The following is a 25,001-nucleotide window of genomic DNA, read 5'->3' on the forward strand; positions in this document are numbered from 1 at the left end:
ACAGCAAATGCGCAGATTAAACGAATGCACGCAAATTAACGGAAAGAGGCGAGCACCTGCCGTGAGCACTAACAATCCCTTCGGCTTGAGCACCTGGCTAGCAGACGAGTTGTACCAGGAGTACAAGAAAGATCCACAGTCGGTGGATAAAGAATGGCGCGAGTTATTTGATAAGCACGGCGCCCCATCCAGCATTGCCGAGTCATCGGAAGCCAATTCCGAGGAAACCGCCGGCACCACCAAAGCCCAAAAAGCTCAAGGTGGAAAAGAGGCTGCTAGTGTGGCACCACCGACACAGAAATCGTTGTCGCATAAGCGGGAACAACGTGAGTCTGTAGTAGAAGAATCTGCACGTAAGGCTAAGAACAAGGCAGGCGTTGATAAGCGCGACGTCGCTCCAAAAGCGCCGAAGAAGGCACCTTCACCGTTAGACGAACTACCGGACTACGAGGGCGGCGAATCCAAGGCTCTCAAAGGCATGTTTAAAGCCATTGCCAAGAACATGGATGAATCTCTAGAGATTCCAACCGCTACTTCCGTGCGTGATATTCCAGTCAAGCTTATGTGGGAAAACCGCTCCCTAATTAACGAGCACTTGAAGCGCACCCGTGGTGGCAAGATCTCGTTCACTCACATCATCGGTTATGCCCTGGTCAAGGCGACCCAGAAGCACCCTGACATGAATGTGCGTTATGAACTTGTTGATGGCAAAAAACCCACCGTGGTTTACCCAGAAGACATCAACTTGGGCTTGGCCATTGACTTGCCCCAAAAGGATGGTTCCCGCGCGCTCGTAGTTGCCGCACTGAAAAAGGCGCAGGAGAAGAACTTCGCCGAGTTCATCGAAGCCTACGACGACATCGTAGCGCGGTCCCGCAAAAATAAACTGACCGCAGCCGACTTCCAAGGTGCAACGATTAACCTAACCAACCCAGGTGGCATCGGCACCCGACACTCCATTGCGCGTTTGACCAAGGGGCTTGGAACCATCATCGGTGTTGGATCCATGGACTACCCTGCCGAGTTTGCTGGTGCCTCTTCCGACCGTCTGGCAGAACTTGGAGTCGGCCGTTTGGTCACTCTGACCTCTACTTATGATCACCGCGTCATCCAAGGCGCAGAATCCGGCGAATTCCTGCGCACCATGTCACAGTTACTTGTCGACGACGTCTTCTGGGATGAGCTGTTTTCCGACCTGCAAATTCCTTATGAGCCAATGCGCTGGGCCCAAGATATCCCGAACACAGGAATCGATAAGTCCACCCGCGTCATGAACCTCATCGAGGCATACCGTTCGCGTGGTCATCTGATTGCTGATACCAACCCGCTGCGTTGGAAGCAACCGGGCTTGCCTTCCCCGGACCACCGTGACTTGGATATCCGCACCCATGGCCTGACGCTCTGGGATCTGGACCGCACCTTCCATGTCGGTGGATTCGGCGGTAAAGAATCCATGACTTTACGTGAGGTTCTCTCACGCCTACGTGCCGCCTATACGCTCAAGGTCGGCTCTGAGTTCACCCACATCATGGACCGTGATGAGCGTGAATGGCTGCGCGATGCCCTTGAAGCCGGAATGCCAAAGCCAACCAATGCCGAACAGAAATACATTCTGCAAAAGGTGAACGCTGCTGAAGCATTTGAGAACTTCCTGCAGACAAAGTACGTCGGCCAGAAGCGTTTCTCCCTGGAGGGCGCAGAAGCTCTGATCCCTCTGATGGACTCGGTCATCGACACCGCCGCGGGCCAAGACCTCGACGAGGTGGTCATCGGCATGCCACACCGTGGTCGTTTGAACGTGCTGTTCAACATCGTCGGCAAGCCACTGGCAGAGGTCTTTAACGAGTTCGACGGTAACTACAAGGGCGGCCAAGCTGGTGGCTCGGGTGACGTGAAGTATCACCTCGGCGCTGAAGGCGAGCATCTCCAGATGTTCGGTGATGGTGAAATCAAGGTCACCTTGACTGCGAACCCTTCACACTTGGAAGCTGTCAACCCGGTGGTAGTTGGTATTTCCCGGGCAAAACAAGACATCCTGGACCGCATCGAAGGCAGCCATGACAAGCGAGTCGTGCCTCTGTTGCTGCACGGAGACGCATCCTTCGCTGGATTAGGCATTGTGCAAGAAACCATCAACTTGATGGGACTAGATGCTTATAACGTAGGTGGTTCCATCCACGTAGTCGTCAACAACCAGGTTGGTTTCACGACTACTCCAGACTCTGGTCGCTCCACTCTGTACTCCACAGATCTCGCGAAGGGCTTCGATTGCCCAGTTTTCCACGTCAACGGTGATGACCCGGAGGCTGTTGTTTGGGTTGGTCAGTTGGCCACGGAATATCGTCGACGCTTCGGCAAAGATGTCTTTATTGACCTAATTTGTTACCGCTTGCGCGGACACAATGAGGCAGACGACCCATCAATGACCCAGCCACTGATGTACGAGCGCATCGGAAACCGCGATTCGGTTCGCCAGAAATACACTGATGAGCTCATCGGTCGTGGTGACCTCTCTGAGGAAGACGCTGAGGCGGCCGCTCGAGACTTCCGCGACCAGATGGAATCCGTGTTTAACGAGGTTAAAGAAGCCGAAAAGAATGGGCCGCAAGAACAAACTGGTATTGCCGCTTCTCAGGAGCTGACTCGCGGTCTGGATACCTCAATTTCGGCAGATACGTTACGTGAGCTGGGTGAAGCTTATCTGAATCTGCCAGAAGGCTTCGAGCTACACGACCGCGTCGCACCAATCGCGGAAAAACGTGCCAAGTCAGCCGTCGAAGGCGGTATTGACTGGGGCTGGGGCGAGCTCATTGCTCTGGGTTCTCTGGCGAGTGAAGGCAAGCAGGTTCGTTTGGTTGGTGAAGATTCCAAACGCGGTACATTCACTCAGCGCCACGCAGTGACTTTCAACCCGAACACCGCTGAGCAGTACAACCCGCTACACGCACTGGCTCAAGAAACCGGCAATGACGGCAGCTTCGAAACCTACAACTCGGCGTTAACCGAGTTCGCTGGACTGGGCGTTGAATATGGTTATTCTGTCGGTAACTTGGATGCTGTTGTTGCTTGGGAAGCGCAGTTCGGCGACTTCGTCAACGGTGCGCAAACCATCATCGACGAGTACGTCTGCTCTGGTGAGGCTAAATGGGGCCAGTTGTCCAAGGTCATCCTTCTCTTGCCACACGGTTACGAAGGACAAGGCCCCGACCACTCCTCTGCGCGCATTGAGCGTTTCCTGCAACTAGCTGCAGAAGGCTCCATGACCATCGCCCAGCCATCGACGCCAGCAAACCACTTCCACTTGTTGCGTCGTCACGCACTGGGCACAATGTCTCGTCCGCTCGTGGTCTTCACGCCGAAATCTATGTTGCGTGCAAAGGCTGCAACCTCTGAGGTAGCAGAATTTACCGAGGTAACCTCTTTCCGTTCTGTTATCAACGACCCTCGTTTGGTCGATGCCGATAACAACGTCATCGGTGACGCAGACAAGGTGAAAACTGTGATGCTGTGTTCCGGTAAGGTCTACTACGAATTGGAAAAGCGTCGCCAAAAGGATGAGCGTGAAGACATCGCGATTGTCCGTATCGAGATGCTGCACCCAATCCCGTTCAACCGCCTGTCGGAAGCATTCGACAGCTTCCCGAACTTAGAAGAGATTCGCTTTGTTCAGGATGAGCCAGCTAACCAGGGTCCATGGCCGTTCTACAACGAGCATTTGCACGAGCTGATTCCAGATATGCCTCGTATGCGTCGTATCTCTCGCCGTGCACAGTCTTCGACGGCTACCGGTATTGCTAAGGTGCACCAGCTGGAGCAAAAGCAGCTCATCGACGAAGCATTCGCTGACTAAAACCTGGTTCCAGTACGCGCATTCGCTTAACCCGCTTGCGGTGAGCCAAGGCATCTGTTGTCTTGCATCACCGTAAGCCCCAAAAAGCCATGCAACTGGTCTTTGTAGCGCCCTCAAACGGACACCGCTACATTTCGACGGTGCTGGCTGCAGACTTCCTATCTCTGCAGCCAGCACCGTCGCACCATTGCATGGCTTTTCTGCTGCGCAAACTTAAGTTCGAAGCCTTCGGGAACAACCAAGGCGGCACAACTTTCCAGCTCGCCATCACACCAAGGCGGCACAACTTTCCAGCTCGCCATCACAAGGGTCCAATCCCTACCGAAGCTTGCGCGGCTTTACAGACGCTAAGCCCCAACCTCGTGCAATCAAGCCTCGTCGCTAACCGAATCTAGGGATTCCCCAGTTACGTTGACGCTAGCCCATTGCCCAACCGCATCCTCGGCGCTGAGACCGTCGGCAAGCTTGTCTTCTAGTTCTTCCAAGGCCCGCTTATCGATCAGCCGAGTAACGCCCTCAATTGCTCCAAATTCCTCTCGGTCAAACAAACGAGAGCTAAACAGTGGTGTGAAATCTTGCGGAAGATCCAATTCTGCATCCGGACAGCCTTCAGCAGATGACGGATTGGTAGTCACGATATGCACCGGTAAAAGGCCCATAACCTCACGGTGTAAGTGTTCGTGAATATCCGTCGCGTTAGGATCACGCTGTTCGTCCTCATCTTGCTGGCTGGCAAGCTCCTTCGCGAGTACCGGGCTCGTGTCTTCCACGAATTTTCCAGTACAAGTAATCATGAAATCTGCTTTTCCGGTCTGCAACTGTTCCCAGCGGTCCGCGGTACTAACGGCGTCGTCGCCGAGTACGTGGGCTTCACGGCCAGACTCACGAAGTACTTGACGGTAAATATACGCCCACAAGAGTTGCTCGGTTGATGAACTGTCTGCAGTAATGCGCACTGCACGGTCTTGAGCATCAGCTGCGGCGGTACGAGAATCTGATTGCTCTTTATTGTTTGCCTGCTCAACCTGATTAACATTCTCTGGTGAGGAGCATGCAGTCAACAGCACGGTGGTTGCCAGCACAGTTACAAGCGAGCGTTTTTTCACGTTATTCATCGTTATTCATCCTAGCCACGCTGTGCAGTTTACAGATTAACTAGCAGGACTAAGATGGGTAATAATGAGTGCCATTACAGAATCAGCAGTCCGCGAAGCCTTGGCGCGCGTCGAAGACCCGGAGATCGGAAAACCAATTACTGATCTCGGCATGGTGAAATCCATAACAATCGACGGCGCCGACGTTAATGTCGAGGTGTACCTCACCATTTCTGGGTGTCCGATGAAATCGACAATTCAGTCGAATACCCAGGCAGCCGTTGCCGAAGTCGACGGCGTGGAGAATGTCTCGGTATCGCTTGATGTCATGAGCGATGAACAACGCAGGGAGTTACGTAACTCCCTGCGTGGATCGCAGCGCGAACCAGAAATCCCGTTTTCCAAGCCAGAAAGCACCACGCGAGTTTTCGCCGTCGCTTCGGGTAAAGGCGGCGTCGGCAAATCGTCAATGACTGTTAACTTGGGGGCTGCGCTAGCAAACCAAGGATTAAAAGTCGGCATCGTCGACGCCGATATTTACGGCCATTCTGTGCCCAATTTACTGGGATCTACTGAGGCTCCGACCGTGATCGACGATATGCTCATGCCTCCGCAAGCCCATAACCTAAAATTTATTTCCATCGGGCAGTTTGTGGAAGGTAACGCCCCTGTCGTGTGGCGTGGCCCAATGCTGCATCGTGCAATCCAACAATTTCTTGCCGACGTATTCTGGGGCGATCTCGACATTCTGCTGTTGGATCTACCACCGGGAACTGGAGATATTGCGCTCTCAGTCGCGCAGTTGATTCCTAACGCCGAGTTGTTAGTAGTCACTACGCCACAAGCGGCAGCAGCAGAAGTCGCAGAGCGTGCAGGATCGATCTCCCAACAGACGCGGCAACGCGTAGCCGGCGTTATCGAGAATATGAGCGCCATGGTGATGCCGGATGGTTCCACAATGGACATCTTCGGTTCCGGTGGCGGAGAAATCGTTGCTCAACGCCTGACTACACTGGTAGGTACAGAAGTTCCGTTGCTGGGACAAGTGCCACTCGATCCCCCTTTGCGTTCACACAGTGACGAAGGCACCCCCGTGGTTTTGGCAGAGCCCGGCAGCCCGGCTGCAAAAGAAATCACAAAAATCGCTGCCGGTTTAGCGAAACGACGCACCTCACTGGCTGGCAAGCCACTAAACCTTGGGGTTAATTAAATTCTGCAGGGTTGCTCCACGGGATAATTTCTCCGCTGGGGCATCATTTAGGTACGGCACCTCGCCAGCCTAAATCACATCAGCCCAGTTAAATTCCGCTTTACCGCCGGGGTTCTGATAACCTGTGCCTGATTGCCGGGGTCGGCGAGCCTGCTCATCGATGGTATTTTCCTGGTTTCCGGCCCGCTGTTTACCGGCTGAGTCACCTCCGGAGCTTTCTAAGCGATGCTTATGCTCCGGCTGCACCTGGGTACGCTTTTCTTGGCCCTGAGACGTTTTTGCAGAGCCCAGTCCGCTAGCAGCATCTTTCCCGCGCCCCTGTTCTTTCAAAATGGTGCGGGGGTCAAATTGGTTGAAGAAGTCATCGTCTTCGTCGAAAAGCGTCTTCGCGATAGCAGCACGCGGGCCCATACGGCTCAATTGACCAACTTTTTCAAGAGGTGCACGGAATTGTTCAAACTCAGTGCCGAGTTCTTCGAACTCGCCGTTAAGTTCTTTTTTCGCATTATTGATGGCCTTACGGGCGGCAAATACCGCGGCTCGAATATCCTGTAATAGCCCAGGTAAACGCTCGGGACCGATGACGATAATCGCCACCACAATGATGACGGCAATCTCCGACCAACCGATATTGGAAAACACGAAACTAGTTTAGCGTCTAGTCGGAGCGATTTCGAAGCACCGTACGTCCCAACTTTTCAAGACGACGCAGCAAATCGGACTGTGTTTTTTCACATCGGGCATCATCTGATTGGGAATCGTTAGATACATCCGCTATCCCTCGCAGTCGGTGTAACAACGATTCAGGCACTTGCACCTGCTGATCACCGTTGCAGCTACGCAAAGCCTGGGCTGCGCGACGTTGTCTATGGACATCAGCACGGCAACTTTCGCAAAGCACAAGATGTACCCGTGCGTTGTGTTCTGATTTGCGTGTCATTTCCCCGTCCACAAACGCGGTGATGGCCTCAGGTCCTAGATGGTCGAATCGACGGCGGGGTTTTGCGACACGCTTCTTTTTCTCCGGGCCGGATTCTGCAGGCGTCATGATAAAAATTGACTCGCCTCCCTCGTGAATACTCAGGTTAGCCACGTCCACATTACTAACGTGTACGCAGCAAGATCTGGGTTTCTTCGTTGTGGGTCGCTTCTTGCTCTAGGTAGGCACGCAGTTGTGAACGCCCGCGGTGAATACGGGAACGCACGGTGCCCATCTTCACACTCAGCGTAGCGGCAATTTCCTCATAGCTCATCCCTACGACATCACACAAAACGATTGCGACTCGGAAATCCGGTGCAAGCTCATCCAATGCTTTTTGCAACGCAGGATCCAAATTGGCGACATTATAAGCCTGTTCAGGCGTCATACCGTTACCAGCAAAACGCTCATAATCCTCTGGTAGCGATTCCATACGAATCTTGGAGCGATGCCGCACCATGTCTAAGAATAAGTTGGTCGTGATCCGGTGCAACCAACCAGCGAAAGTACCGGGTTGATAATTTTGCAGCGAGCGGAATACACGCATGAATGTCTCTTGCGTGAGGTCTTCAGCATCTTGTGGATTTCCCGCTAAACGAAACGCTAAGCGGTAGACGCTATCAGCGTGCTCAACCACTAACTCGTCCCAGTTTGGCATCGCACCAACACCTTCATCGAATGCTTCGGTGCCGCGCAGTTCCGCGGTGGATTCTATGCTCCCTGGGGCGCCATCCTGGATCGTCATAAGCATGATTGTGCTACAAGTCTCTCAAGAAAGCCAACCTACTACCTGTGTTATCACTGTGAACCACTAACAGCACCAACCAGGCGCTATGCACCGCAACAACCGAGAAACACTACAGACAAAGTCTTCAGCAAAATAACACAGCAAAGCACGCTGGAGAGGACTATGAACACTCGCTGCTGCTTGGGAAAAATTTAACTAAAGGCGTTTAGCAACGGTTTTCGCTAATCACCCGCGCCACGTTGCAGCGTATACTGCAAAAAATATTTAGACTGTTGGTGTGTCTACTTCAGAGAATTCTCCGCACACTTCACCAGTCTCAGCCATGCTCGGATATATTGACTCCACCGCGGTGGTTTCTGAAGGCCTGCAGGCTGCACTCGCCCACGCCCAGGAATATTCGCTGCCTGCCCCGGATGCTACTGTCGGGCAACTTTTAACCACCCTCGCTGCAAGCGCCACGCATCCAGACAACCCAAAAAGCGCAGGCGTAATCGCAGTCAGCCCAGCGTCAAGCGTGGTTGGCCTATATCTCTTGCAAGGCTTACCCGAAAAAGGAGTTTTGACCTGCATTGACCCCGAGGTGGAACATCAGCGACATGCCAAACATGCATTTCGGGAAGCCGGATACAGTGCTTCGCGAATCCGCTTCTTACCGTCACGTCCACTCGACGTAATGGGAAGATTGGCTGCAGCCTCGTACCAAGTGATTTATGCCGACGTACCGTCGACCGATCTCCCGAAATTGGTCGAAACCGCCTGGCCATTATTGGGGCGCCGAGGCACCTTAGTCCTGGCAAATTCGCTTCTCGACGGCACCATTGGTGACTCCTCACGCAACGACCGCGCAACCCACGCTGCACAAACCGCAGATGAATACTGCAGGAAACTCGACGACGCTATCGTCACCCGCCTACCCCTGGGCTCAGGGTTGACTCTGGTCACAAAACTGTAAGCACAAACCTATCCTGACCTGCAGTGCCCCACTTTTAGCAGGCATTCCTGCTGCAAGACATTGCAAACATCACTACCCTGGTCGTGAGTTCAAAGACCCAAGGAGAAATCATGACTGAGATCCATCGACCGGAACTCCACATCACCCCAGAACGTGGCGTGCTAGATGCCCCTGCTGGAGTTCTGCTCGACGGTAATGATTGGCACGTGTTCTATCAGTACCGCCCCGAGGTTCCGGGACCGGCACGCTGGGCACATACGATCTCTCAAGGTGATCCGTTCTCGTGGTTCGAATGCGATGACGTATTAGCACCGGTCGGTGGGGAGCTGACGATTCGTGCTGGTTCTGTGGTTCCTATCGACGGAGACGGCACACAAGATGCCAACTTATATTTCACTTCGGTAACTTCCGCTGGCACGAATATTCAGCTCGCAAAGATGAATGAGCTTACCGCGGATTGCCCGCTGTCTGAAGAACACACAGCCTTAAACCCAGCGATCAATCGTGTCTCGGCGGTGCTCGAAAATCAGGAAGGTTTCCAACGTTTCCGTTCACCGTGTGTGGTTCCGAATTGGCAAACCCCGGTCAATCGAGAAGCTGGGCATGCTGGCTGGTTGATGTTGGCTTTAACTGGTGATGCGGAGACTCCTACCCCGGTTATCGCCACGTCACAGGATGGTCAGTCTTGGGATTTCCAAGGGGAACTGGAATTTGAGGGTGAGCTCGGTTTAGATCTTTCCCCGGAAGAAGGCCAGCTCTCCACTATCGTTGCCCCACGTATTTTGCGTTTGCGTGATGAGGTCGACGGCGAAATCTATGATATTTTATTGCTCACTCTAGAGCGCGCTGGCGTGGATATTTCCGGTTACCTCGTCGGCACGTTACGCGGGACAACCTACCATGTGCGCAGTGGCTTCCGCCGTATCGACCACGGCCATGATTTCACACGCCCACGCAACACCAACATGACCACAGGCACTACCCTGCGGGGATCCACGAATAACTCGACAAACCCGGCTGATTATTACACAGAAGCCGCTCTCTTTGGATTCATCAACGGGGTAGGTCGACACGACGATCCAACCCAGCATCCTTCGCTTACCGACGAAGGTTGGGCGAATGCTTTAACGCTGCCACGCATGATTTCTCTGCAGGACGGTCTGCTGTACCAAACACCACCTGCTGGGCTACCGGAAGCTATATCTGCATCTGAGCGAGCACATGGCTACACCGTTTTGTGTGAGGTTCCGGCCGATGAAGGTTCCGCTCTAACGGTGTCGTTAATGGACTCCAACGGCAAAGAAACTGCCCGTATCACGCATTCCGGTGACACGCTAAGCATTGACCGTAGCGTCGGTCCTAGTGATCGATACCGGGACGAAGCCCCCGCTGTAGCAGAACTTGCCGATGGCGACAGCGATTCTTTGACCATCATTGTTGATGGTTCCACGGTCGAAGTTTTCGCGGATGGCGGCTGCGTGGCAATGACTTCGCGCGTATATTTCGACGGTGGATGCTCTGCGATTGAAGCTAAAACTACTGGGCATGCGAAAATAGAGCGCGACTGGCACCGCAGCGCTTCCTAAATTTAAACTCCCCATGCTCGATGCATGTGAAGAGCTGCGCTCAAGCGGGTTTGCTGAAGCAGTCCACGCGCCCCCGCGCAGTCACTGTCATGATTTCCGGTAGTTTCGCTAAACGCTTTTCCAAGTCTGTAGCAGCAATATGGCGCGCGGACGGGCTCATGCCAATCTGGGCGCTGATCGAGGACTTATCCAAACGCATCGTAAATTCGACGAACGTCGGATCGTCCAATGAAGTTAATAGTCCTTCGGCTTGGTCATGTAGCCGAGCAACCTTGTCTTCTTCCACGTCAACGATGCCCAAAGGTTCCCGCAATTCTTGCAAATGCCCAGCATGGGGAGTCAGCACAACCAGTTGACCACCAGGTTTGAGCACCCGTGCAAATTCCGGCATGTTCCGTGGAGCAAAAACCACAGAAAGAGCATCAGCGCAAGCGCTAGCGATTGGTAGCCGTTGCCACACGTCTGCGACCACAGCTCCTGCTTTCGGATGGCATTTAGCTAGTTGTTTCGCGGCCGGGGTGGAAATATCCAGCCCTATCCCGCGTGCTCCTGCAATGCTATCGAGAGTATGTGACAAGTAATATCCAGTACCTGCGCCCGACTCAATAACTACCGGGGCATGATCGCTACCGGTCAATGCTGCAGTATTAGCCAAATCAACCGCCGCCACCATCGCAGAAGTGACGGCCTCCACAAACGGCGCAAAATGCCCGTGCGAAAGAAACGTTTCCCTCGCTTGCACCATTGCTGCGCTATCACCATCGTGCTTGCGGCCCGCCCCCGGAAGCAGCGTAACGTAGCCTTGTTTAGCAACGTCGAAACTATGGCCAGATTCGGATACTAGACGGCGAAATTCATCTTCCCCGTGCAACGCTGTCCCATCGTTCGGATCAGCCAGCAGGTCAACTACCTCATGGAGCATCTCGTTCTTCCTTTTATCTCTCAGTATCCTGTGCACGTTGTGCATGCGGGGCTTGTTGCGCACGCAGGCGGTCTATTTCTGCTTGACATTCGGCTAGTACCGCATCAACTTGATCCGCACGGTAGCCACGCGGCACAACCGAAAATTCCACCGCTGCAAGCTGCCCGTGTGCGACAGCTCTTCGGTTAGCAGAAACAATCTGGCTCTCCGTCTCTTGGTGTGCAGCATCTGCAGAGTCCCCACTGCTTTGTGCGCTACCAGGGTGGGCTGCCAAGTCATGAATGCCGAAAAATTTAGCCCAGAGCACAATTCCCAATATTACGAGAACCGCGATGATGAGCACTAGAAAAATCCATGATAGAAACATCGGCCCGAATTATTCCTTGTCATTAGTAGTCTACGAAATTATCTAGAATGCTCATGCCGGTTTAGCAGACCCCATAGTCAGATAGACTCGGGCGTTCTAGACTTTGTGTCTGCGTTAGCGCTGATATTGCCCCATTCAACTTTAAATGTGTCGCTTCGGTAGTTCGTCCTAGTTTGTCTGAACCAAGGCAAGGATACTGTTCGGCCCGTCCAAGAATTGTGGCCGCAACTACATCTGCCATTGGGGCTAATTCTGCCAGGGGTTTGTTCCGATGATGTCGGGTACCTAGCTCTACCTGAGTAATAGCAGCAGCACCATAGGCGCCAGCAATATCGATCAACAATCCAGCTTCGACACCAAATCCACCGACAAAAGGAAGCGTTAACGCCGCTGAACGTCGAATCGCATATTCCCCACCCAAAGGTTGCGCGATGTGTGCCAAATGCGGAAATAGTAGTCTTAGCAGGGGTTTCGCAGTTAGTTCCGTCACCCGTCCGCCGCCACTATCGGCACCCTGGTAGCCCCGACGATAGATTGGTTTCACAAGTTGCTTGGTACTATCTTCTGCCAATGGTCGCGCAAGTCTGCCGACTAGTTCAGCAGGGGGCTCTACCAAATCGGCGTCGACAAATACGACATAATCCCCGCATGCTTCTGCAACTCCACGCCACAACGATTCTCCTTTGCCTGGCTGTGTTGGCACACCGCGGCCCGGCGCAGCATCCTGCCAGTTAATAACCTTGGCACCAGCAATTTTCGCACGATGGGCAGTGGCATCGGAAGAATCAGCATCGATAACGATGATTTCTCCAGGCTGCTCTGCAGCAATTGCAGCCACTACTTGCCCAACAGTATTTTCTTCATCGAGTGCGGGGATCACTACGCTTACGCGGTGCATGAAGTCGGTAGCCTGCATCATAATAGCCCGCGAATGGTGTCTTCAGGCGCGCGTAAACCTGCAATTGCTTCTGTCATTTTAATGACATCGAGAGTTTCTGCCACCTCGTGTACGCGGAAAGCTGCTACCCCACGAGCAGCAGCCCATGCGGTTGCTGCCAGTGTCCCGACGACTCGCTCACGGGGCGCTCGTTGTAATGTTTCGCCGATAAAATCTTTATTCGACAGTGCCATAAGAACCGGCCATCCGGTCGCAACAAGTTCATCGCAACGGCGCAATAATTCCAGCCCATGAAAGGTATTTTTTCCGAAATCATGCGTGGGGTCAATGAAGACCTTATTTTCCGGCACACCGCAGGCTACGGCACGTTCTGCTAATGACGTGGTCTGTGCAATCACATCAGCTACCACGTCGTCGTAGTGCACGCGATGTGGGCGGGTGCGCGGAGTGTTGACTCCGGTATGCGAGCAAACGTATCCGACCCGGTGTGCCCCGGCAACTTCAATGAGTTCTGGGTCATATCCGGCCCACGTATCGTTAATGAGCCTAGCTCCGGCGCCAATCGCTGCCTCGGCGACATCAGCACGCCAGGTGTCCACAGAAATGGTGACGTTAGGGTTTAGCTCATACACAGCAGCGATCGTTGGGATTACCCGGTCGATTTCCTCTGCGACATCAACGTCGTCACCGGGCCCAGCTTTTACTCCTCCAACGTCGATAATGCTCGCCCCATCGGCAATGGCTTGTTGTGCACGTGCCAACGCGGAATCTTCGGCAAAAGTCGCGCCTTTATCATAAAACGAATCTGGGGTGCGATTAATAATCGCCATGATCTCAGTCATCAACTCTAGCCTTACTATCTGCGGTGTTCGTCTCAGTAAAACGTTCGTGGACGCGCACAATATGGGCAATAGCCTCGTCTACGTCGTCAGTCACGATGAAGAGATCTAGATCGGCCTGATCGATCATACCTTCTGCGACCAGACGTTGCTGCAACCAATCCACCAGGCCAGACCAAAATTGCTTCCCGACAAGCACGATCGGAAAGCTAGTAACTTTTTTGGTTTGCACCATGCACAGGACTTCAAATAACTCATCGAGCGTTCCCAAACCTCCAGGTAAGCAGACGAATGCTTGGGAATATTTCAAAAACATGGTCTTGCGTGCAAAGAAATAGCGGAAATGAATACCTAACCCAATATAGTCATTGAGTTGCTGCTCAAATGGCAGCTCGATGCCTAGCCCCACGGACCGGCCACCGGATTCGAAGGCTCCTTTATTGGCGGCTTCCATCAATCCTGGTCCACCCCCGGTGATCACTGCGTAATCATTCTCAACTAGTTTGGCAGCGATCTGCTCGCCCCACTCGTAGTATTCCTGCCCGCGTGGGATTCGGGCAGAACCAAAAACCGTCACCGCTTTCGGCAACTTCGCCAAGGCATCAAAGCCAGATACAAATTCGCCCTGGATGCGTAAGATCCTCCAGGGGTCGGCATGCATCCAGTCATGGTCAGCACTGCGTTCCAATAAGCGCTGGTCATAAGTTGATTGCGAAAGGTTTTCGTCGCGCGTGATCACCGGACCCCGCATATTCATTTCCCGACGCTGGCCGTCACGCCTTGCATCACTATTGTCAGCTTCGTGGGCGGAGTAATCTGCATGCGGGGAACATTGTTCATGCGGGGGCACTGAACGCTCTTTGGGGGTTTCTGCAGCCATATTAGGAAGGTAATTCCTCTTTCTGGAGGTAGTCAACAAGTTGTTGCGCTACCTGGGTAATCTGCGCTGTCGGGCATTGTTCATCGCGTTTATGCGCAAATCCTGGGTCCCCGCAACCGAAGTTGACGGCTGGCACACCTAGCGCACTGAACCGAGCTACATCGGTCCAACCAAGTTTCGCGCGATAATTTCCGCCTACCGCTTCTAATAAGCGCTTAGCGACGGGCGCCCCCAGGCCTGGTAACGCTGCGCCTGCACTGTCATCAATTTCCACGCTCAGTAGCGAATCGTCGGCGAGATTTCTAAGCCCCAATACCTCGAGTGCGTGTGCGAGTGCTTCGTCTTCACTACGGTCCGGGGCGTAACGGAAATTCACGAACATCCATGCATCATCCGGAATAGTATTTGTCGCAACTCCTGCTTCCAGGTGCACAATATTGAGGCCCTCGCGATAAGTACAGCCATCAATCGTCACTTTACGTGCCTCATAATCGGCGACTTTGACCATCACCGGCGCCAGAGTATGGGCTGCATTCGATCCCAACCATGACCGAGCAGAGTGCGCGCGTTGTCCACGCGCAGAGATTTTCAACCGCAGAGTTCCCTGACAGCCGGCTTCAATCATGCCGCCTGATGGTTCACCCAGTAGTGCCAGGTCGCCAGCCAACCACTCAGGGTGATCGCGTTGCAGATGGTACAGACCGTTGTACTTGGTGGCTACCTCTTCGCCCTCATAGGCGATCATCGTGAGATCGCACGAAAGATTGCCGGTTTTTACCAACCGCGCAAAAACGTGTAGGTAAACAGCCAAACCAGATTTCATATCGGTAGTTCCGCAGCCATGCATGATTGTTTGCCCATTCGCATCCTCAGTCAAATGGTGCGGCACGTTATCCGCAATAGGAACGGTATCCACGTGACCTGCGAGAACAACGCGGGTATCACGCCCGGTATTGGTTTTTGCGCAGACCGTATTGTTATAACGCTGCACCACAAAATCGATTGCTGCATGCTTCCGAACTGCGTAGAGCGCGGATTCGATGGCATCAGCAATATTCTTTTCATCATGGGACGGTGATGCAATGTCTACCAATGCCGCAGTCAAAGAGACTGGGTCAGCATCGAAATCTAAGTACGGCACAGCCTGCTCCCCGGAATTCCGCGAGCTATCTTCTTGTTCACTAGACGACTGATGTTTTTGCTCGAGTGGTGTCTTCACAGTGCCCAAGCCTACCGCGCTTGCGGTCTGCATTCGCACCCTATTTTGCACAAACTGCCGGTTCACTCCCCTTCGATACCGCAGCAACTAGCATATTTTCTTGCTCGTGAGTCCACGATCCGGACCATCCGAGGACAAGTAACCGGCATTTACTTCGCCCCGTATCGTGAGCAAGAAAACGTTCTGGACTAGGGTGTTGAGTATTCTGCAAAGCGATTGTTCATTTTAAGCAACAGTCACCGGAGCCATCGGACGCAGATCGACCGGCCATAGCGGGACCGGCCGAAGAGAAAAAGAAAGGCGCAACTCATGTCGCAACCGCAAGCTGGGGCGTCACCAGCGAAAAAACAGGGCGCGAACCTGATGAAAACCCGCCATCTGACCATGATGGGGCTGGGTTCTGCTGTCGGTGCAGGGCTGTTCTTAGGGGTCGGTCTGGGAATCCAAATTTCCGGCACCTCAGTATTGCTGTCCTATATCGTCGCCGGAATTCTTGTCACCCTGATCATGCGCATGTTGGGTGAAATGGCCGCCGCCCGGCCATCATTGGGCTCTTTTTCGACGTTTTCTGGCATGGCTTTCGGTAACTGGGCACGATTCACCAACGGCTGGATTTATTGGTTCATGTTAGTCATGGTGATGGGAGCGGAAATCACCGGAGCATCAGCGATTATTGGTGCCTGGTTTGGTATTGCACCAGTGATTCCGGCCCTCGTCGTTGTTGTCCTTTTTGCTCTGGTGAACTTCGCTAACGTCCGTGGTTTCGGTGAATTTGAGTTCTGGTTCGCCATCATCAAAATTGTGGTGATCATTGGTTTTATTGGCATAGGTTTGCTACTGATTTTCGGCTTGTGGCCGAATGCTACAGGCGCTAACCCCGGCGAGTTCATTGAAAACTTTGCCCCTAACGGTCTCTCCGGCATTGCCGCTGGCCTATTGGCAGTTGCTTTCGCATTCGGTGGCATCGAACTAGTGACCATTGCTGCCGCAGAATCAGAAGATCCAGCAAAAAACGTCAAGACAGCAGTCAATGCGATCATTTTCCGTATTCTTTTCTTCTATATCGGATCCGTACTGGTCATCACACTGCTCTTACCTTTTGATTCCATCCAAGACGCAGACGTTGCTGCAGACTCACCGTTTACCCAGATTCTGTCCATGGCTAATATCCCTGGGGCAGCTGGATTCATGGAATTGATCATCGTTATCGCTCTGCTTTCAGCTTTCAACGCACAGATCTATGCCACCTCGCGCCTGGTATTTAACATGAGCCGCGATGGAAATGCCCCAGCAATTTTCTCCAAGGTCAACAAGGCATCAGCACCACAAAACGCGGTCGTTCTCTCAGTTATCTTCGCTTTTGGTTCAGTCGCACTGCAATGGTGGAATCCACCTGGGCTACTGGAATTCTTATTCAACGCCGTGGGCGGATGCTTGTTGGTAATTTGGATTCTCACCATTTTGTCGTACTTGAAATTGCACCCAGTGATGAAGCGCAACGGAGAACTGGGAGAACTCAACGCCGGTTTTTACCCATGGGACGCATATATCTCGTTGGCTGCGCTGGCTGGCATCATGATCCTCATGCTGACCGACCCAGGAGCGCGCGGTCAACTACTAGCAGTCGCTGTACTGCTTTCGGGGTTGCTCATCATTTCGATATTCGTGGGACAAAACCGCAAACGCAAAGGCCTATCCAACGTCGTTAAGCAATAAAACCACAATATTTCGGGTATGCTCGAACTCGGATAGCAAGCCACAATTGCACCCGCAATCACAGTTGTGACATGCACAGTTGTGACTTGCGCGCTTGTGACTTGCTTTGACAGTTTCCGAAACAGAATAGGTAGCAGCTTTTCTATGACTTCAGCATCGGCACGTGGACTCGCGACTGTCACTCATGACGGCACCGTCCTCGACGTCTGGTATCCCGCACCAAAGCTCGGAGAATCCGTCTCCTCCAGCAAAACGAGCAAACTAGACGAGGTTCCCCAACAATTCGCCGACCTGGTGGGGCCAGACGAAGAGCGAGGGGTCGCGCGTATAGCTGTGCGTACTGACATCGCCGATTTAGACCAAGCCCCCAAGGATACTTACGACGCTTACCTGCGCCTGCACTTGCTATCGCACCGCTTGATCAAACCCCATGAGCAGAACCTCGAGGGTTTATTCGGCCTGTTAGCAAATGTTGTGTGGACTAACTACGGACCATGCGCAGTGGAAGATTTCCAAATGGTGCGAGGCCGCTTGGCAAGCCGTGGCCCAGTTACCGTCTACTCTGTCGATAAATTCCCGCGTATGGTCGACTACGTAGTGCCATCAGGAGTGCGCATTGGTGATGCAGACCGGGTACGCCTCGGCGCTTATCTCGCAGAAGGTACCACCGTCATGCACGAGGGCTTTGTCAATTTCAATGCCGGTACTCTTGGCTCCGGCATGGTCGAAGGCCGGATATCTGCCGGTGTAGTCGTAGATGACGGTTCTGACGTCGGCGGCGGAGCTTCGATCATGGGCACTCTTTCCGGTGGCGGAAAAGAGGTTATCTCCGTCGGTAAGCGCTGCTTGCTTGGTGCTAATGCCGGAATCGGTATCTCCTTGGGCGACGACTGCGTCGTAGAGGCCGGATTGTATATCACCGGCGGCACAAAGCTCACCGTCTTCGGACCGGTGGCCGAAGCCATCGGAGTGTCTCATGGATCAACGGTCAAGGCCAGCACCCTCAGTGGTGCCAGCGGTATTTTGTACCGCCGCAATTCAGTCTCCGGTTCTGTGGAGGCCACCGAATGGAAGGCTTCGGCGGTCCAGCTCAACGAGGAACTACACAATAATTAAGGGCTAAAACCGAAGCGCTTCGGCATAGCTTCCGGTGACGGAAAGCACCGCAACCTAAGATATTGGGGAGTCGAGAACCACTCGGCTCCCCTTTGGGCTTTTTCGGAAGGTCCAAAATTTATTAATCACGAAATTAACTGGCATAGAAACCAGTATCGACAGCGCACTGGCCCAATAAAACTTCGTGCGCAGCCCAGTGGAATCGTCAAAGACACTTTCTGAGAGTGCAATTGGCGAGCCTGGGTTCATGAGCAACACCAAAACAATCTGTGATACCACAAGAGCACCAATGCCAGTGATCATAAATGGCACAAGTCCGCGAATCCACCCCACCGAAGACACGCCTTTAAACGTCCACGACCGGTTCAACTGATAATTCCAAATATTCGCAATGACGAACGCCACCACGGTAAAAACGTTATACCAGCGGATGTTGAAATCAGTGCCCAAAAGTGGCAGAAAAACCTCACGCTCGTTTAACGCAAAAACCACCTCTGCGAATTTTTTGCAAATATATACAACGATGAGGTTGACGATCACTCCGGAGCCACCGACCATCCCAAATTGGATGAATTGACGGAGGCTCGCTAACGTCTGCACCGTCTTCGGAGAAGTTTCGGCCACAAAGTCCCTTTCGACGATTGACCAAGCCACTATTTATCAGAGCACAGTCGCGAAACCGCGGCTGCTATACGCTCATCCGTTTCGGTCAGCGAAATACGCACATGGTTTTTACCCTTAGGGCCGTAGAAGTCTCCGGGAGCAACGAGAATGCCACGCTCCGCAAACCAGTTCACAGTGTCACGACAGGACTCATCGCGGCTCGCCCACAAATACAGCCCGGCCTCAGAATTATCAATCCGGAAACCAGCGTCCGATAACGCGCCAAGCAGCTTAGCTCGCCGTTCACCGTAAATCTGTTTTTGTGCTAACTCATGGGCGTCGTCGTCCAAGGCTGCCACCATCGCTGCCTGAATTGGCCCCGGAACCATAAGACCAGCGTGCTTACGTGCCTGCAGCAAAGCGTCGATAATTTTCGGGTCTCCCGCCAAATATCCGGCCCGATACGATGCGAGATTAGAAGTTTTCGATAAGGAATGAATGGCAATCAAGTTGGTAGTATCACCGTCACACACCCTCGGATCCAGGATAGACAATGGTTCGTCTTCTCCCGCAGACTGCCACCCGAGACCTAAATAGCATTCGTCAGACGCGACAATGACACCGCGAGATTGCGCCCACCCCACCACTTTGCGCAGGTGCTCAATGCCCAAAACTTTACCAGTTGGGTTCGATGGGCTATTGATAAACAGCAAATCGGGGCGCGCTGGGCCGATCTGTGTCAAAGAATCTGCACGAAGAACATTTGCTCCTGCCAAGCGCGCAGAAACTTCATAAGTCGGATACGCCAGCTCCGGTATCACCACAAACTTGGCGCCCAGCAATGTTGGTAACCAGGCAATCGCTTCTTTTGTTCCGACGACCGGCAAAACTGCCTCTACGTGCATGTGATATCTACGCCGCAGCGCAGACGAAATCGAATCGCGTAGCTGCGCAGTGCCAGCAGTTTGTGGATATCCTGGTGCGGAACCGGATTCTGCCAATGCCAGCTGGATGCCTGGGGCTACTGGGTCGACTGGGGTTCCAACCGATAAGTTAATGATCCCGTCGGCATGCGATTCCGCAATCTTTTTCGCGTCGGTCAAGCTATCCCACGGAAAATCTGGAAGAGAAGGGGTACGCATCATGATTTTGGTCCTTAATCGCTAGTTATTCACCGACGTGGGCTAAGGGATTTTTCTCCCTGGGCAGGCAAGCGCGCCAAGTAGCCAATTAGGCGTCCACGTCTTGGTTTTGTGGCGGAAGCTTGGCAATCATTGGATGGTCAAAGTCTTGTGGCCCCAAGCCAGCGGCACCACCTGGTGAGCCGAGGTCATCAAAGAATCCGACGTTGGCATCGTAATATTCTTCCCACTCGTCAGGGGTATCGTCTTCGTAAAAAATTGCTTCTACTGGACAAGCTGGCTCACAAGCACCACAATCCACACATTCATCCGGGTGAATGTACAGCATGCGCTTGCCTTCATAGATGCAGTCGACCGGGCATTCTTCCACGCAACCGCGATCCATCACATCCACACACGGTTGGGCAATGATATAAGTCATGGGCTCTCCTGATTGATATTCACTATTTCGGTACGACAGCTTTGTGGTTTTTGATGACCGACCAAGCTGCTCCTGCTAAGACGGCACATACCAAAGCCACCACGTACGCGACCGCAGCTGACGTGGGCGACATCAGCCCAACTACTCCCACCCAGACTACCGCGGGCAGTAGCTGAATAAGGTAGTTTGCCGACCACAACGTGGCGGTTTTCACCAAAACCATGACCCAGCCGTAGGCTAATGGAATAGTCCACGGCAGGTTCGTAACCTCTACTGTGATGGTAGCGGGCAAATACCAGAGACAAAAAACCGCACCTATTGCGGCAAAAGTACAGAGCCAGGCTAGTGCCCCGACAACCTCACTACGACTGAATTCGGTTCGTATTACGCGTTGTCCCACCGGTGCTGCTCCTGTGCTCGAGCAACCGGTCCGGGACCAAACGGCAACTGATAGTGTTCAGTTCGCAAAATGGGATAAGCATATAGGTTCGACAAGGCGTATACCCCGGCAATGGCATCATCATGAGAGGCCATCACCCTATCCGGATTGACGGTCGAAGCTCTTCCGTCGGCGATCCAAACTTGCGTGGCGTGTGCTGCCATTGCTTCACGTTTAGCAGTCACTTCAGCTGGGCTGAGTTCCAAGCCGACATCGACAAAATCATCGGTTCCGTTAAATAAATATTCCTGCCCCGGCCATTGCCACCCCTCTGGCAAAACAAACTGTTGCTGCCCATCTATTACGTCTTGCCGGTACAACACTGACCACCACACTTCAGGATCAATTCCAGATGCATGAACCCGAGACAACGCCTCGTGCGTAGCATTGTGTGCGGCAATGTGATCAGGGTGCCCATATCCCCCGTCAGGGCCATAGGTAATCACCAGATCAGGCGCCTCGGCCCGGAGAAAATCCTCTATAGCAGCTGCCGCTTGTTCGATATTATTTACCAATGCGTTAGGATGCTGCGCGGACTCAGCCCCGGCCATACCGGAGTCTCGCAGATTCAAACGTTGGCCAGAAACTTGTAAGACCTCTAGCGCTTCTGCCAGTTCGCCCAAACGAAATTGAGCCAGATCATCAACGAGTTCCGCCCTGCCAATAATTTCGCCTTCCTCGCCATTCGTGCATGTCAGCACTGTGACCTCGGCGCCTTGTTTAGCAAACCGTGCTAACGCCCCGCCTGTCCAAATAGATTCGTCATCCGGATGCGCGTGGACGGCTAAAACCTTCATTATCTTCCTCCGAGGATAGGGGCCGGGTACCGTGAAATCTGATTGTACCCAGTCCACGTACTACCCTTCTTGCGGGTTTTCTATCTGGAGCCCTCGACCAACACCGCCCACGCCGGCTTTATCCCCAGCAGTCAATAAACGCCACTGTGGAGCCGATTTCAGCCCAGCTGGCCACCGCTCTAACTGTTCTTCCGGGCCAATAATCCCACTGCCCAGAACCCGGATTCTTCGTTCATCGAGCACAGGAATTTGCAATACGTATTCGGAATCTAAGCTACTAACTAAATCAAGTCCGTATTCGGCATCTACACTGCCTTCGAGAACCTGAATCCACGCATCGTCGAAATCTGGTAGGCACTGTGGAATCCACGCGGCTTTCTCAGTACTCAACCCCGGGGCACGACAGAGTAATTCGTCGGCGAGGTTCACAGAAGAAGCACTCGTATCTTGCCAACTCACCACTGCATCGACGTCCCCATTTGGCACCATTTCTCTGGCGATAGTAGCAAAATCATTTGCAACGACCTCAGCATGGACTCCCACCGCGACCAACTTATCAACCACTGCAGCTGCTGCAGCACTAGCAACGGGATCGGTGGGATCAGCGGCAATCCTTAGTGGGCGCTGCAGAGTGCTGCTTTCGCGTAACCGTTCCACTTGCGCGGCAGTCGCGTCACCGTCAATAGTGTTTTTGTTGGCATCGGGTGCTTCCTCACCTCGGGTTTCACTATGGGCGCCGGATTCTGCATATCCCGGGACTCTCACGTCCGTTCGTCGACCAGCCGCTTGTACGGCTACCTCGGGTCTATCAATCAATCTGGCAAACTCGGATCGAGCCAATTGTTGGCTAAAAATCGGTGACTGCGTCAACAAATCAATCTGCATTTGCCTCGGAGTATTGAAGCGGAAAACCTGTGTTCCCGGCAACGAGTTGTAGGCAAGGAATGTGGTTTCTTCAGGGGTGAGATCTGCAAACGATATCTGGCCGGAACGCATGAGATCAAGCCCTTGCCTGGGGTTTCTAATCTCTGTCAGTTCAATCACGTCGATGTTGGCCGGGTCGGCACCCCAGAATCGATCATTACGATGCAATGTTAGCTTGCCACGTGCCCAATCAACACTGTCGATTTGGTAGCGACCTGCACTGGAAGGTATTTCTCTTACTGCTGCGAACGGGGCATTCATCAAGTGCGCCGGCAAGAGATAATGGAATAATTCTTGCCAGTCGTGTACACGCTGGGAAAAAGCAACTTCAACCACTTTGCCCCCGGCGGTAGAGGTGATGTCCGAAATTGCAAAATATCCTGAAGCGCGCACCACACCCGGAGTTGTCGTCATCTGCTGCCACAAATAAATAAAATCTTCGCCGGTAATTGGGGTTCCGTCAGACCATTGCGCTTGCTGTGCGATTTCGTAACGGACTCGCTGCACGACGACTTGGTCTTCAGCACCTTCCGGTTTGGGCTCTGTGGCAACGGCGTCTGTGTCCACGCCTGTTAGTTCCACTTCTTCGGCCGAGTCCAATAATTCCGTAATTTCGCCGTTCACAAAAGCAGATGGCAAGGCCAATGCTGCAATATCATCGACGACGGCTTGTTGGTTCGCCTGCAAATGTGGATTCAGCCCGTTGTGTATTGGGTCAATCCCAATGCCTACTTGGGATTCTTCTACCGAATTGCGGCGGCCTCCTGAACGTTCTTTTGCACCATGATCCGCCCCTGCGTGGTTTTCCGAGGAATTAGAGCTTGCCTTGGCATCACCACGGGCTACATCCGCCGCACTAGATTCAGCTTCTTGTCCGGTTTCGATCGGTGGTGGCCCTGGGTTGGCCACGCATGAAGTCAATAAACCAGCAGCAGCCACGATGACTAACGGAAATCTATAGCTCCGGGTGACTTTCATCACCCAATTTTTATCCGCGCCTATCGCGGCGGCATTTCCTAATCTGCGCATCATGGCTGTTGGTGCGGATCTATCCGCTGTTTCTGCGAATTACTTCTGATTTTTCGCACGCGAGGCTGCACGACGACGTTCAGAAGCGTTCAGCTCAACCTTACGTACTCGTAGAACCTCCGGGGCTACTTCAACGCACTCGTCATTGCCGCAGAACTCCAAGGCTTCTTCCAACGACAAAGTCTTAGCTTTTGCCAGCGTAACGGTAGTGTCCGCGGAAGCTGCGCGCATATTCGTCAGCTTCTTTTCCTTCGTGATGTTGATGTCCATATCTTCATCACGGTTATTAGCACCGACGACCATGCCTTCATAAGCTTCGGCGCCCGGTTCAACGAAGAAGTTGCCACGATCAGCCAGCGACATCAAAGCAAACTGGGTGATCTTGCCCGAACGGTCAGCCACAAGCGAACCGGTTGCGCGCGACTTGATCTGCCCGGCCCAAACATCCATGCCATCAGACATGGAGTTCGCGATGCCGGTACCACGGGTTTCAGTCATAAACTGTGTGCGGAACCCAATCAGGCCACGGGCTGGAATACGGAAGACCATGCGAACCCAATCGCCTTCTTTGATGTCCATGGACTGCATCTGGCCTTTCCGGCCTGCCAATAGCTGGGTGACATTACCTTGGAATTCACCAGGCACGTCGATCGTGACGATCTCATAAGGCTCATGCACCTGTCCGTTAATCGTCTGTGTAACAACCTCTGGCTTACCAACGGTCAACTCAAAACCTTCGCGACGCATCGACTCAATGAGAACCGACAAAGCCATTTCGCCTCGTCCTTGCACTTCCCATGCATCTGGCTTTTCAGTCGGCAAAACGCGCAGCGAGACGTTACCAATGAGTTCCTGGTCCAGACGGTTTTTCAGCAACCGAGCTGTCATCTTGTCGCCACCGCCGCGTCCAGCCAACGGAGAAGTATTCACGCCAATCGTCATGGAGATTGCTGGCTCATCGACAGCGATACGAGGTAGCGCCTTTGGAGATTCTGGATCAGCGACGGTATCGCCGATCATGATTTCAGGGATACCTGAGATCGCAACGATGTCACCTGCGATAGCTTCTTGCGCTGGTTTGCGATCGAAGCCTTCTGTACGCAGGCAAGATTACCAAAGGGCAGCAGGTGGCCTGGATTCACTACGACGAAGACGGCAACGAAAAGACTACCAATGTCAAGGTTGCCGAGCTGCTGCGTACAGAAGGCTTCGATCGCAAACCAGCGCAAGAAGCTATCGCAGGTGACATCGTTGCGATCTCAGGTATGCC

General features: G+C 53.2%; 21 protein-coding genes and 1 pseudogene. 6 read left to right on the forward strand and 16 right to left on the reverse strand.

Annotation, left to right across the window (positions count from 1 at the left end; translation table 11 throughout):
• Window positions 1-61: 61 nt before the first annotated feature.
• On the forward strand, window positions 62-3,850 hold the full coding sequence (locus A5774_RS04665) for a multifunctional oxoglutarate decarboxylase/oxoglutarate dehydrogenase thiamine pyrophosphate-binding subunit/dihydrolipoyllysine-residue succinyltransferase subunit (RefSeq protein WP_064833572.1): 3,789 nt from the start codon (window positions 62-64) through the stop codon (window positions 3,848-3,850).
• Between the two features lie 368 nt (window positions 3,851-4,218).
• Here the strand turns inward: A5774_RS04665 and A5774_RS04670 are convergent, their stop codons facing one another.
• Window positions 4,219-4,965, reverse strand: coding sequence for a hypothetical protein (locus A5774_RS04670; RefSeq protein WP_064833574.1), 747 nt, complete (start codon window positions 4,963-4,965; stop codon window positions 4,219-4,221).
• A gap of 64 nt (window positions 4,966-5,029) precedes the next feature.
• Between A5774_RS04670 and A5774_RS04675 the strand changes: the two genes are divergently transcribed.
• Window positions 5,030-6,154, forward strand: coding sequence for an Mrp/NBP35 family ATP-binding protein (locus A5774_RS04675; RefSeq protein ID WP_035000538.1), 1,125 nt, complete (start codon window positions 5,030-5,032; stop codon window positions 6,152-6,154).
• A 69-nt stretch (window positions 6,155-6,223) separates the two neighbouring features.
• On the opposite strand, the gene tatB is transcribed toward A5774_RS04675, so the two are convergent.
• On the reverse strand, window positions 6,224-6,796 hold the full coding sequence (gene tatB, locus A5774_RS11670; RefSeq protein ID WP_027017720.1) for a Sec-independent protein translocase protein TatB: 573 nt from the start codon (window positions 6,794-6,796) through the stop codon (window positions 6,224-6,226).
• A gap of 461 nt (window positions 6,797-7,257) precedes the next feature.
• Window positions 7,258-7,884 (reverse strand): RNA polymerase sigma factor SigE, encoded by a 627-nt coding sequence (gene sigE, locus A5774_RS04690; RefSeq protein WP_023019674.1) that lies wholly within the window; start codon window positions 7,882-7,884, stop codon window positions 7,258-7,260.
• A 319-nt stretch (window positions 7,885-8,203) separates the two neighbouring features.
• Between sigE and A5774_RS04695 the strand changes: the two genes are divergently transcribed.
• Entirely contained in the window at window positions 8,204-8,833 is a 630-nt protein-coding gene (locus A5774_RS04695) for an O-methyltransferase (protein ID WP_023019675.1), read from the forward strand.
• A gap of 110 nt (window positions 8,834-8,943) precedes the next feature.
• Complete coding sequence (locus A5774_RS04700) at window positions 8,944-10,419, forward strand: GH32 C-terminal domain-containing protein (RefSeq protein ID WP_027017718.1); 1,476 nt, start codon at window positions 8,944-8,946, stop codon at window positions 10,417-10,419.
• Window positions 10,420-10,459: 40 nt separating this feature from the next.
• Here the strand turns inward: A5774_RS04700 and A5774_RS04705 are convergent, their stop codons facing one another.
• The 6 genes from A5774_RS04705 to dapE all read right to left on the reverse strand — a co-directional run bounded on the left by A5774_RS04705 (window position 10,460) and on the right by dapE (window position 15,544).
• A complete protein-coding gene (locus tag A5774_RS04705; RefSeq protein WP_021353048.1) occupies window positions 10,460-11,341 on the reverse strand; it encodes a methyltransferase domain-containing protein in 882 nt (293 codons plus the stop codon).
• 13 nt (window positions 11,342-11,354) lie between these two features.
• On the reverse strand, window positions 11,355-11,648 hold the full coding sequence (locus A5774_RS04710) for a DivIVA domain-containing protein (RefSeq protein WP_161970010.1): 294 nt from the start codon (window positions 11,646-11,648) through the stop codon (window positions 11,355-11,357).
• Between the two features lie 121 nt (window positions 11,649-11,769).
• Complete coding sequence (locus A5774_RS04715; RefSeq protein ID WP_231892340.1) at window positions 11,770-12,627, reverse strand: glucosyl-3-phosphoglycerate synthase; 858 nt, start codon at window positions 12,625-12,627, stop codon at window positions 11,770-11,772.
• On the reverse strand, window positions 12,624-13,448 hold the full coding sequence (folP, locus tag A5774_RS04720; protein ID WP_197490255.1) for a dihydropteroate synthase: 825 nt from the start codon (window positions 13,446-13,448) through the stop codon (window positions 12,624-12,626). The genes A5774_RS04715 and folP overlap by 4 nt, the downstream gene beginning before the upstream one ends.
• Entirely contained in the window at window positions 13,441-14,202 is a 762-nt protein-coding gene (locus A5774_RS04725) for a TIGR00730 family Rossman fold protein (protein WP_051137479.1), read from the reverse strand. Before A5774_RS04725 ends, folP begins: the two co-directional genes overlap by 8 nt.
• 124 nt (window positions 14,203-14,326) lie before the next feature.
• Window positions 14,327-15,544, reverse strand: coding sequence for a succinyl-diaminopimelate desuccinylase (gene dapE / locus A5774_RS04730; RefSeq protein ID WP_369707485.1), 1,218 nt, complete (start codon window positions 15,542-15,544; stop codon window positions 14,327-14,329).
• 309 nt (window positions 15,545-15,853) lie between these two features.
• On the opposite strand from dapE, the gene A5774_RS04735 reads away from it, so the two are divergent.
• Both A5774_RS04735 and dapD read left to right on the forward strand, forming a co-directional pair.
• Complete coding sequence (locus A5774_RS04735; protein ID WP_021353042.1) at window positions 15,854-17,260, forward strand: amino acid permease; 1,407 nt, start codon at window positions 15,854-15,856, stop codon at window positions 17,258-17,260.
• A gap of 144 nt (window positions 17,261-17,404) precedes the next feature.
• Entirely contained in the window at window positions 17,405-18,376 is a 972-nt protein-coding gene (gene dapD / locus A5774_RS04740; RefSeq protein ID WP_064833576.1) for a 2,3,4,5-tetrahydropyridine-2,6-dicarboxylate N-succinyltransferase, read from the forward strand.
• Between the two features lie 54 nt (window positions 18,377-18,430).
• Here the strand turns inward: dapD and A5774_RS04745 are convergent, their stop codons facing one another.
• The 7 genes and pseudogenes from A5774_RS04745 to A5774_RS04775 form a co-directional block, all read right to left on the reverse strand.
• Complete coding sequence (locus A5774_RS04745; protein ID WP_156519545.1) at window positions 18,431-18,934, reverse strand: GtrA family protein; 504 nt, start codon at window positions 18,932-18,934, stop codon at window positions 18,431-18,433.
• A gap of 95 nt (window positions 18,935-19,029) precedes the next feature.
• Window positions 19,030-20,124, reverse strand: coding sequence for a succinyldiaminopimelate transaminase (gene dapC / locus A5774_RS04750; protein WP_064833580.1), 1,095 nt, complete (start codon window positions 20,122-20,124; stop codon window positions 19,030-19,032).
• 85 nt (window positions 20,125-20,209) lie between these two features.
• Window positions 20,210-20,542 carry a ferredoxin gene (gene fdxA / locus A5774_RS04755; RefSeq protein ID WP_021353038.1) on the reverse strand — a complete coding sequence of 111 codons (333 nt, stop codon included), beginning with the start codon at window positions 20,540-20,542 and terminating at the stop codon, window positions 20,210-20,212.
• A gap of 22 nt (window positions 20,543-20,564) precedes the next feature.
• Window positions 20,565-20,834: a hypothetical protein gene (locus A5774_RS04760; protein WP_126849615.1), complete on the reverse strand. Its 270-nt coding sequence runs from the start codon at window positions 20,832-20,834 to the stop codon at window positions 20,565-20,567.
• Window positions 20,835-20,926: 92 nt separating this feature from the next.
• Window positions 20,927-21,778 carry a PIG-L family deacetylase gene (locus A5774_RS04765; protein WP_064833582.1) on the reverse strand — a complete coding sequence of 284 codons (852 nt, stop codon included), beginning with the start codon at window positions 21,776-21,778 and terminating at the stop codon, window positions 20,927-20,929.
• Window positions 21,779-21,838: 60 nt separating this feature from the next.
• Window positions 21,839-23,680, reverse strand: a complete 1,842-nt coding sequence (locus A5774_RS04770; RefSeq protein ID WP_064833584.1) for an ABC transporter substrate-binding protein — start codon at window positions 23,678-23,680, stop codon at window positions 21,839-21,841.
• Window positions 23,681-23,770: 90 nt separating this feature from the next.
• A pseudogene (locus A5774_RS04775) lies at window positions 23,771-24,835 on the reverse strand (translational GTPase TypA); the annotation flags it as partial.
• Between the last annotated feature and the right edge of the window lie 166 nt (window positions 24,836-25,001).

The organism is Corynebacterium sp. EPI-003-04-2554_SCH2473622, from assembly GCF_001665955.1.
GTDB lineage: Bacteria > Actinomycetota > Actinomycetes > Mycobacteriales > Mycobacteriaceae > Corynebacterium > Corynebacterium pseudodiphtheriticum.

Coding starts and splice junctions, on each gene's coding strand:
- folP (WP_197490255.1), bottom strand. CDS start 13,448: ATGACTGAGATCATGGCGATTATTAATCGCACCCCAGATTCGTTTTAT.
- fdxA (WP_021353038.1), bottom strand. CDS start 20,542: ATGACTTATATCATTGCCCAACCGTGTGTGGATGTGATGGATCGCGGT.
- A5774_RS04735 (WP_021353042.1), top strand. CDS start 15,854: ATGTCGCAACCGCAAGCTGGGGCGTCACCAGCGAAAAAACAGGGCGCG.
- A5774_RS04670 (WP_064833574.1), bottom strand. CDS start 4,965: ATGAATAACGTGAAAAAACGCTCGCTTGTAACTGTGCTGGCAACCACC.
- dapC (WP_064833580.1), bottom strand. CDS start 20,124: ATGATGCGTACCCCTTCTCTTCCAGATTTTCCGTGGGATAGCTTGACC.
- sigE (WP_023019674.1), bottom strand. CDS start 7,884: ATGCTTATGACGATCCAGGATGGCGCCCCAGGGAGCATAGAATCCACC.
- A5774_RS04675 (WP_035000538.1), top strand. CDS start 5,030: ATGAGTGCCATTACAGAATCAGCAGTCCGCGAAGCCTTGGCGCGCGTC.
- A5774_RS04705 (WP_021353048.1), bottom strand. CDS start 11,341: ATGCTCCATGAGGTAGTTGACCTGCTGGCTGATCCGAACGATGGGACA.
- dapD (WP_064833576.1), top strand. CDS start 17,405: ATGACTTCAGCATCGGCACGTGGACTCGCGACTGTCACTCATGACGGC.
- A5774_RS04765 (WP_064833582.1), bottom strand. CDS start 21,778: ATGAAGGTTTTAGCCGTCCACGCGCATCCGGATGACGAATCTATTTGG.
- A5774_RS04700 (WP_027017718.1), top strand. CDS start 8,944: ATGACTGAGATCCATCGACCGGAACTCCACATCACCCCAGAACGTGGC.
- A5774_RS04745 (WP_156519545.1), bottom strand. CDS start 18,934: ATGGTCGGTGGCTCCGGAGTGATCGTCAACCTCATCGTTGTATATATT.
- A5774_RS04695 (WP_023019675.1), top strand. CDS start 8,204: ATGCTCGGATATATTGACTCCACCGCGGTGGTTTCTGAAGGCCTGCAG.
- A5774_RS04715 (WP_231892340.1), bottom strand. CDS start 12,627: ATGATGCAGGCTACCGACTTCATGCACCGCGTAAGCGTAGTGATCCCC.
- A5774_RS04770 (WP_064833584.1), bottom strand. CDS start 23,680: ATGAAAGTCACCCGGAGCTATAGATTTCCGTTAGTCATCGTGGCTGCT.
- A5774_RS04725 (WP_051137479.1), bottom strand. CDS start 14,202: ATGAATATGCGGGGTCCGGTGATCACGCGCGACGAAAACCTTTCGCAA.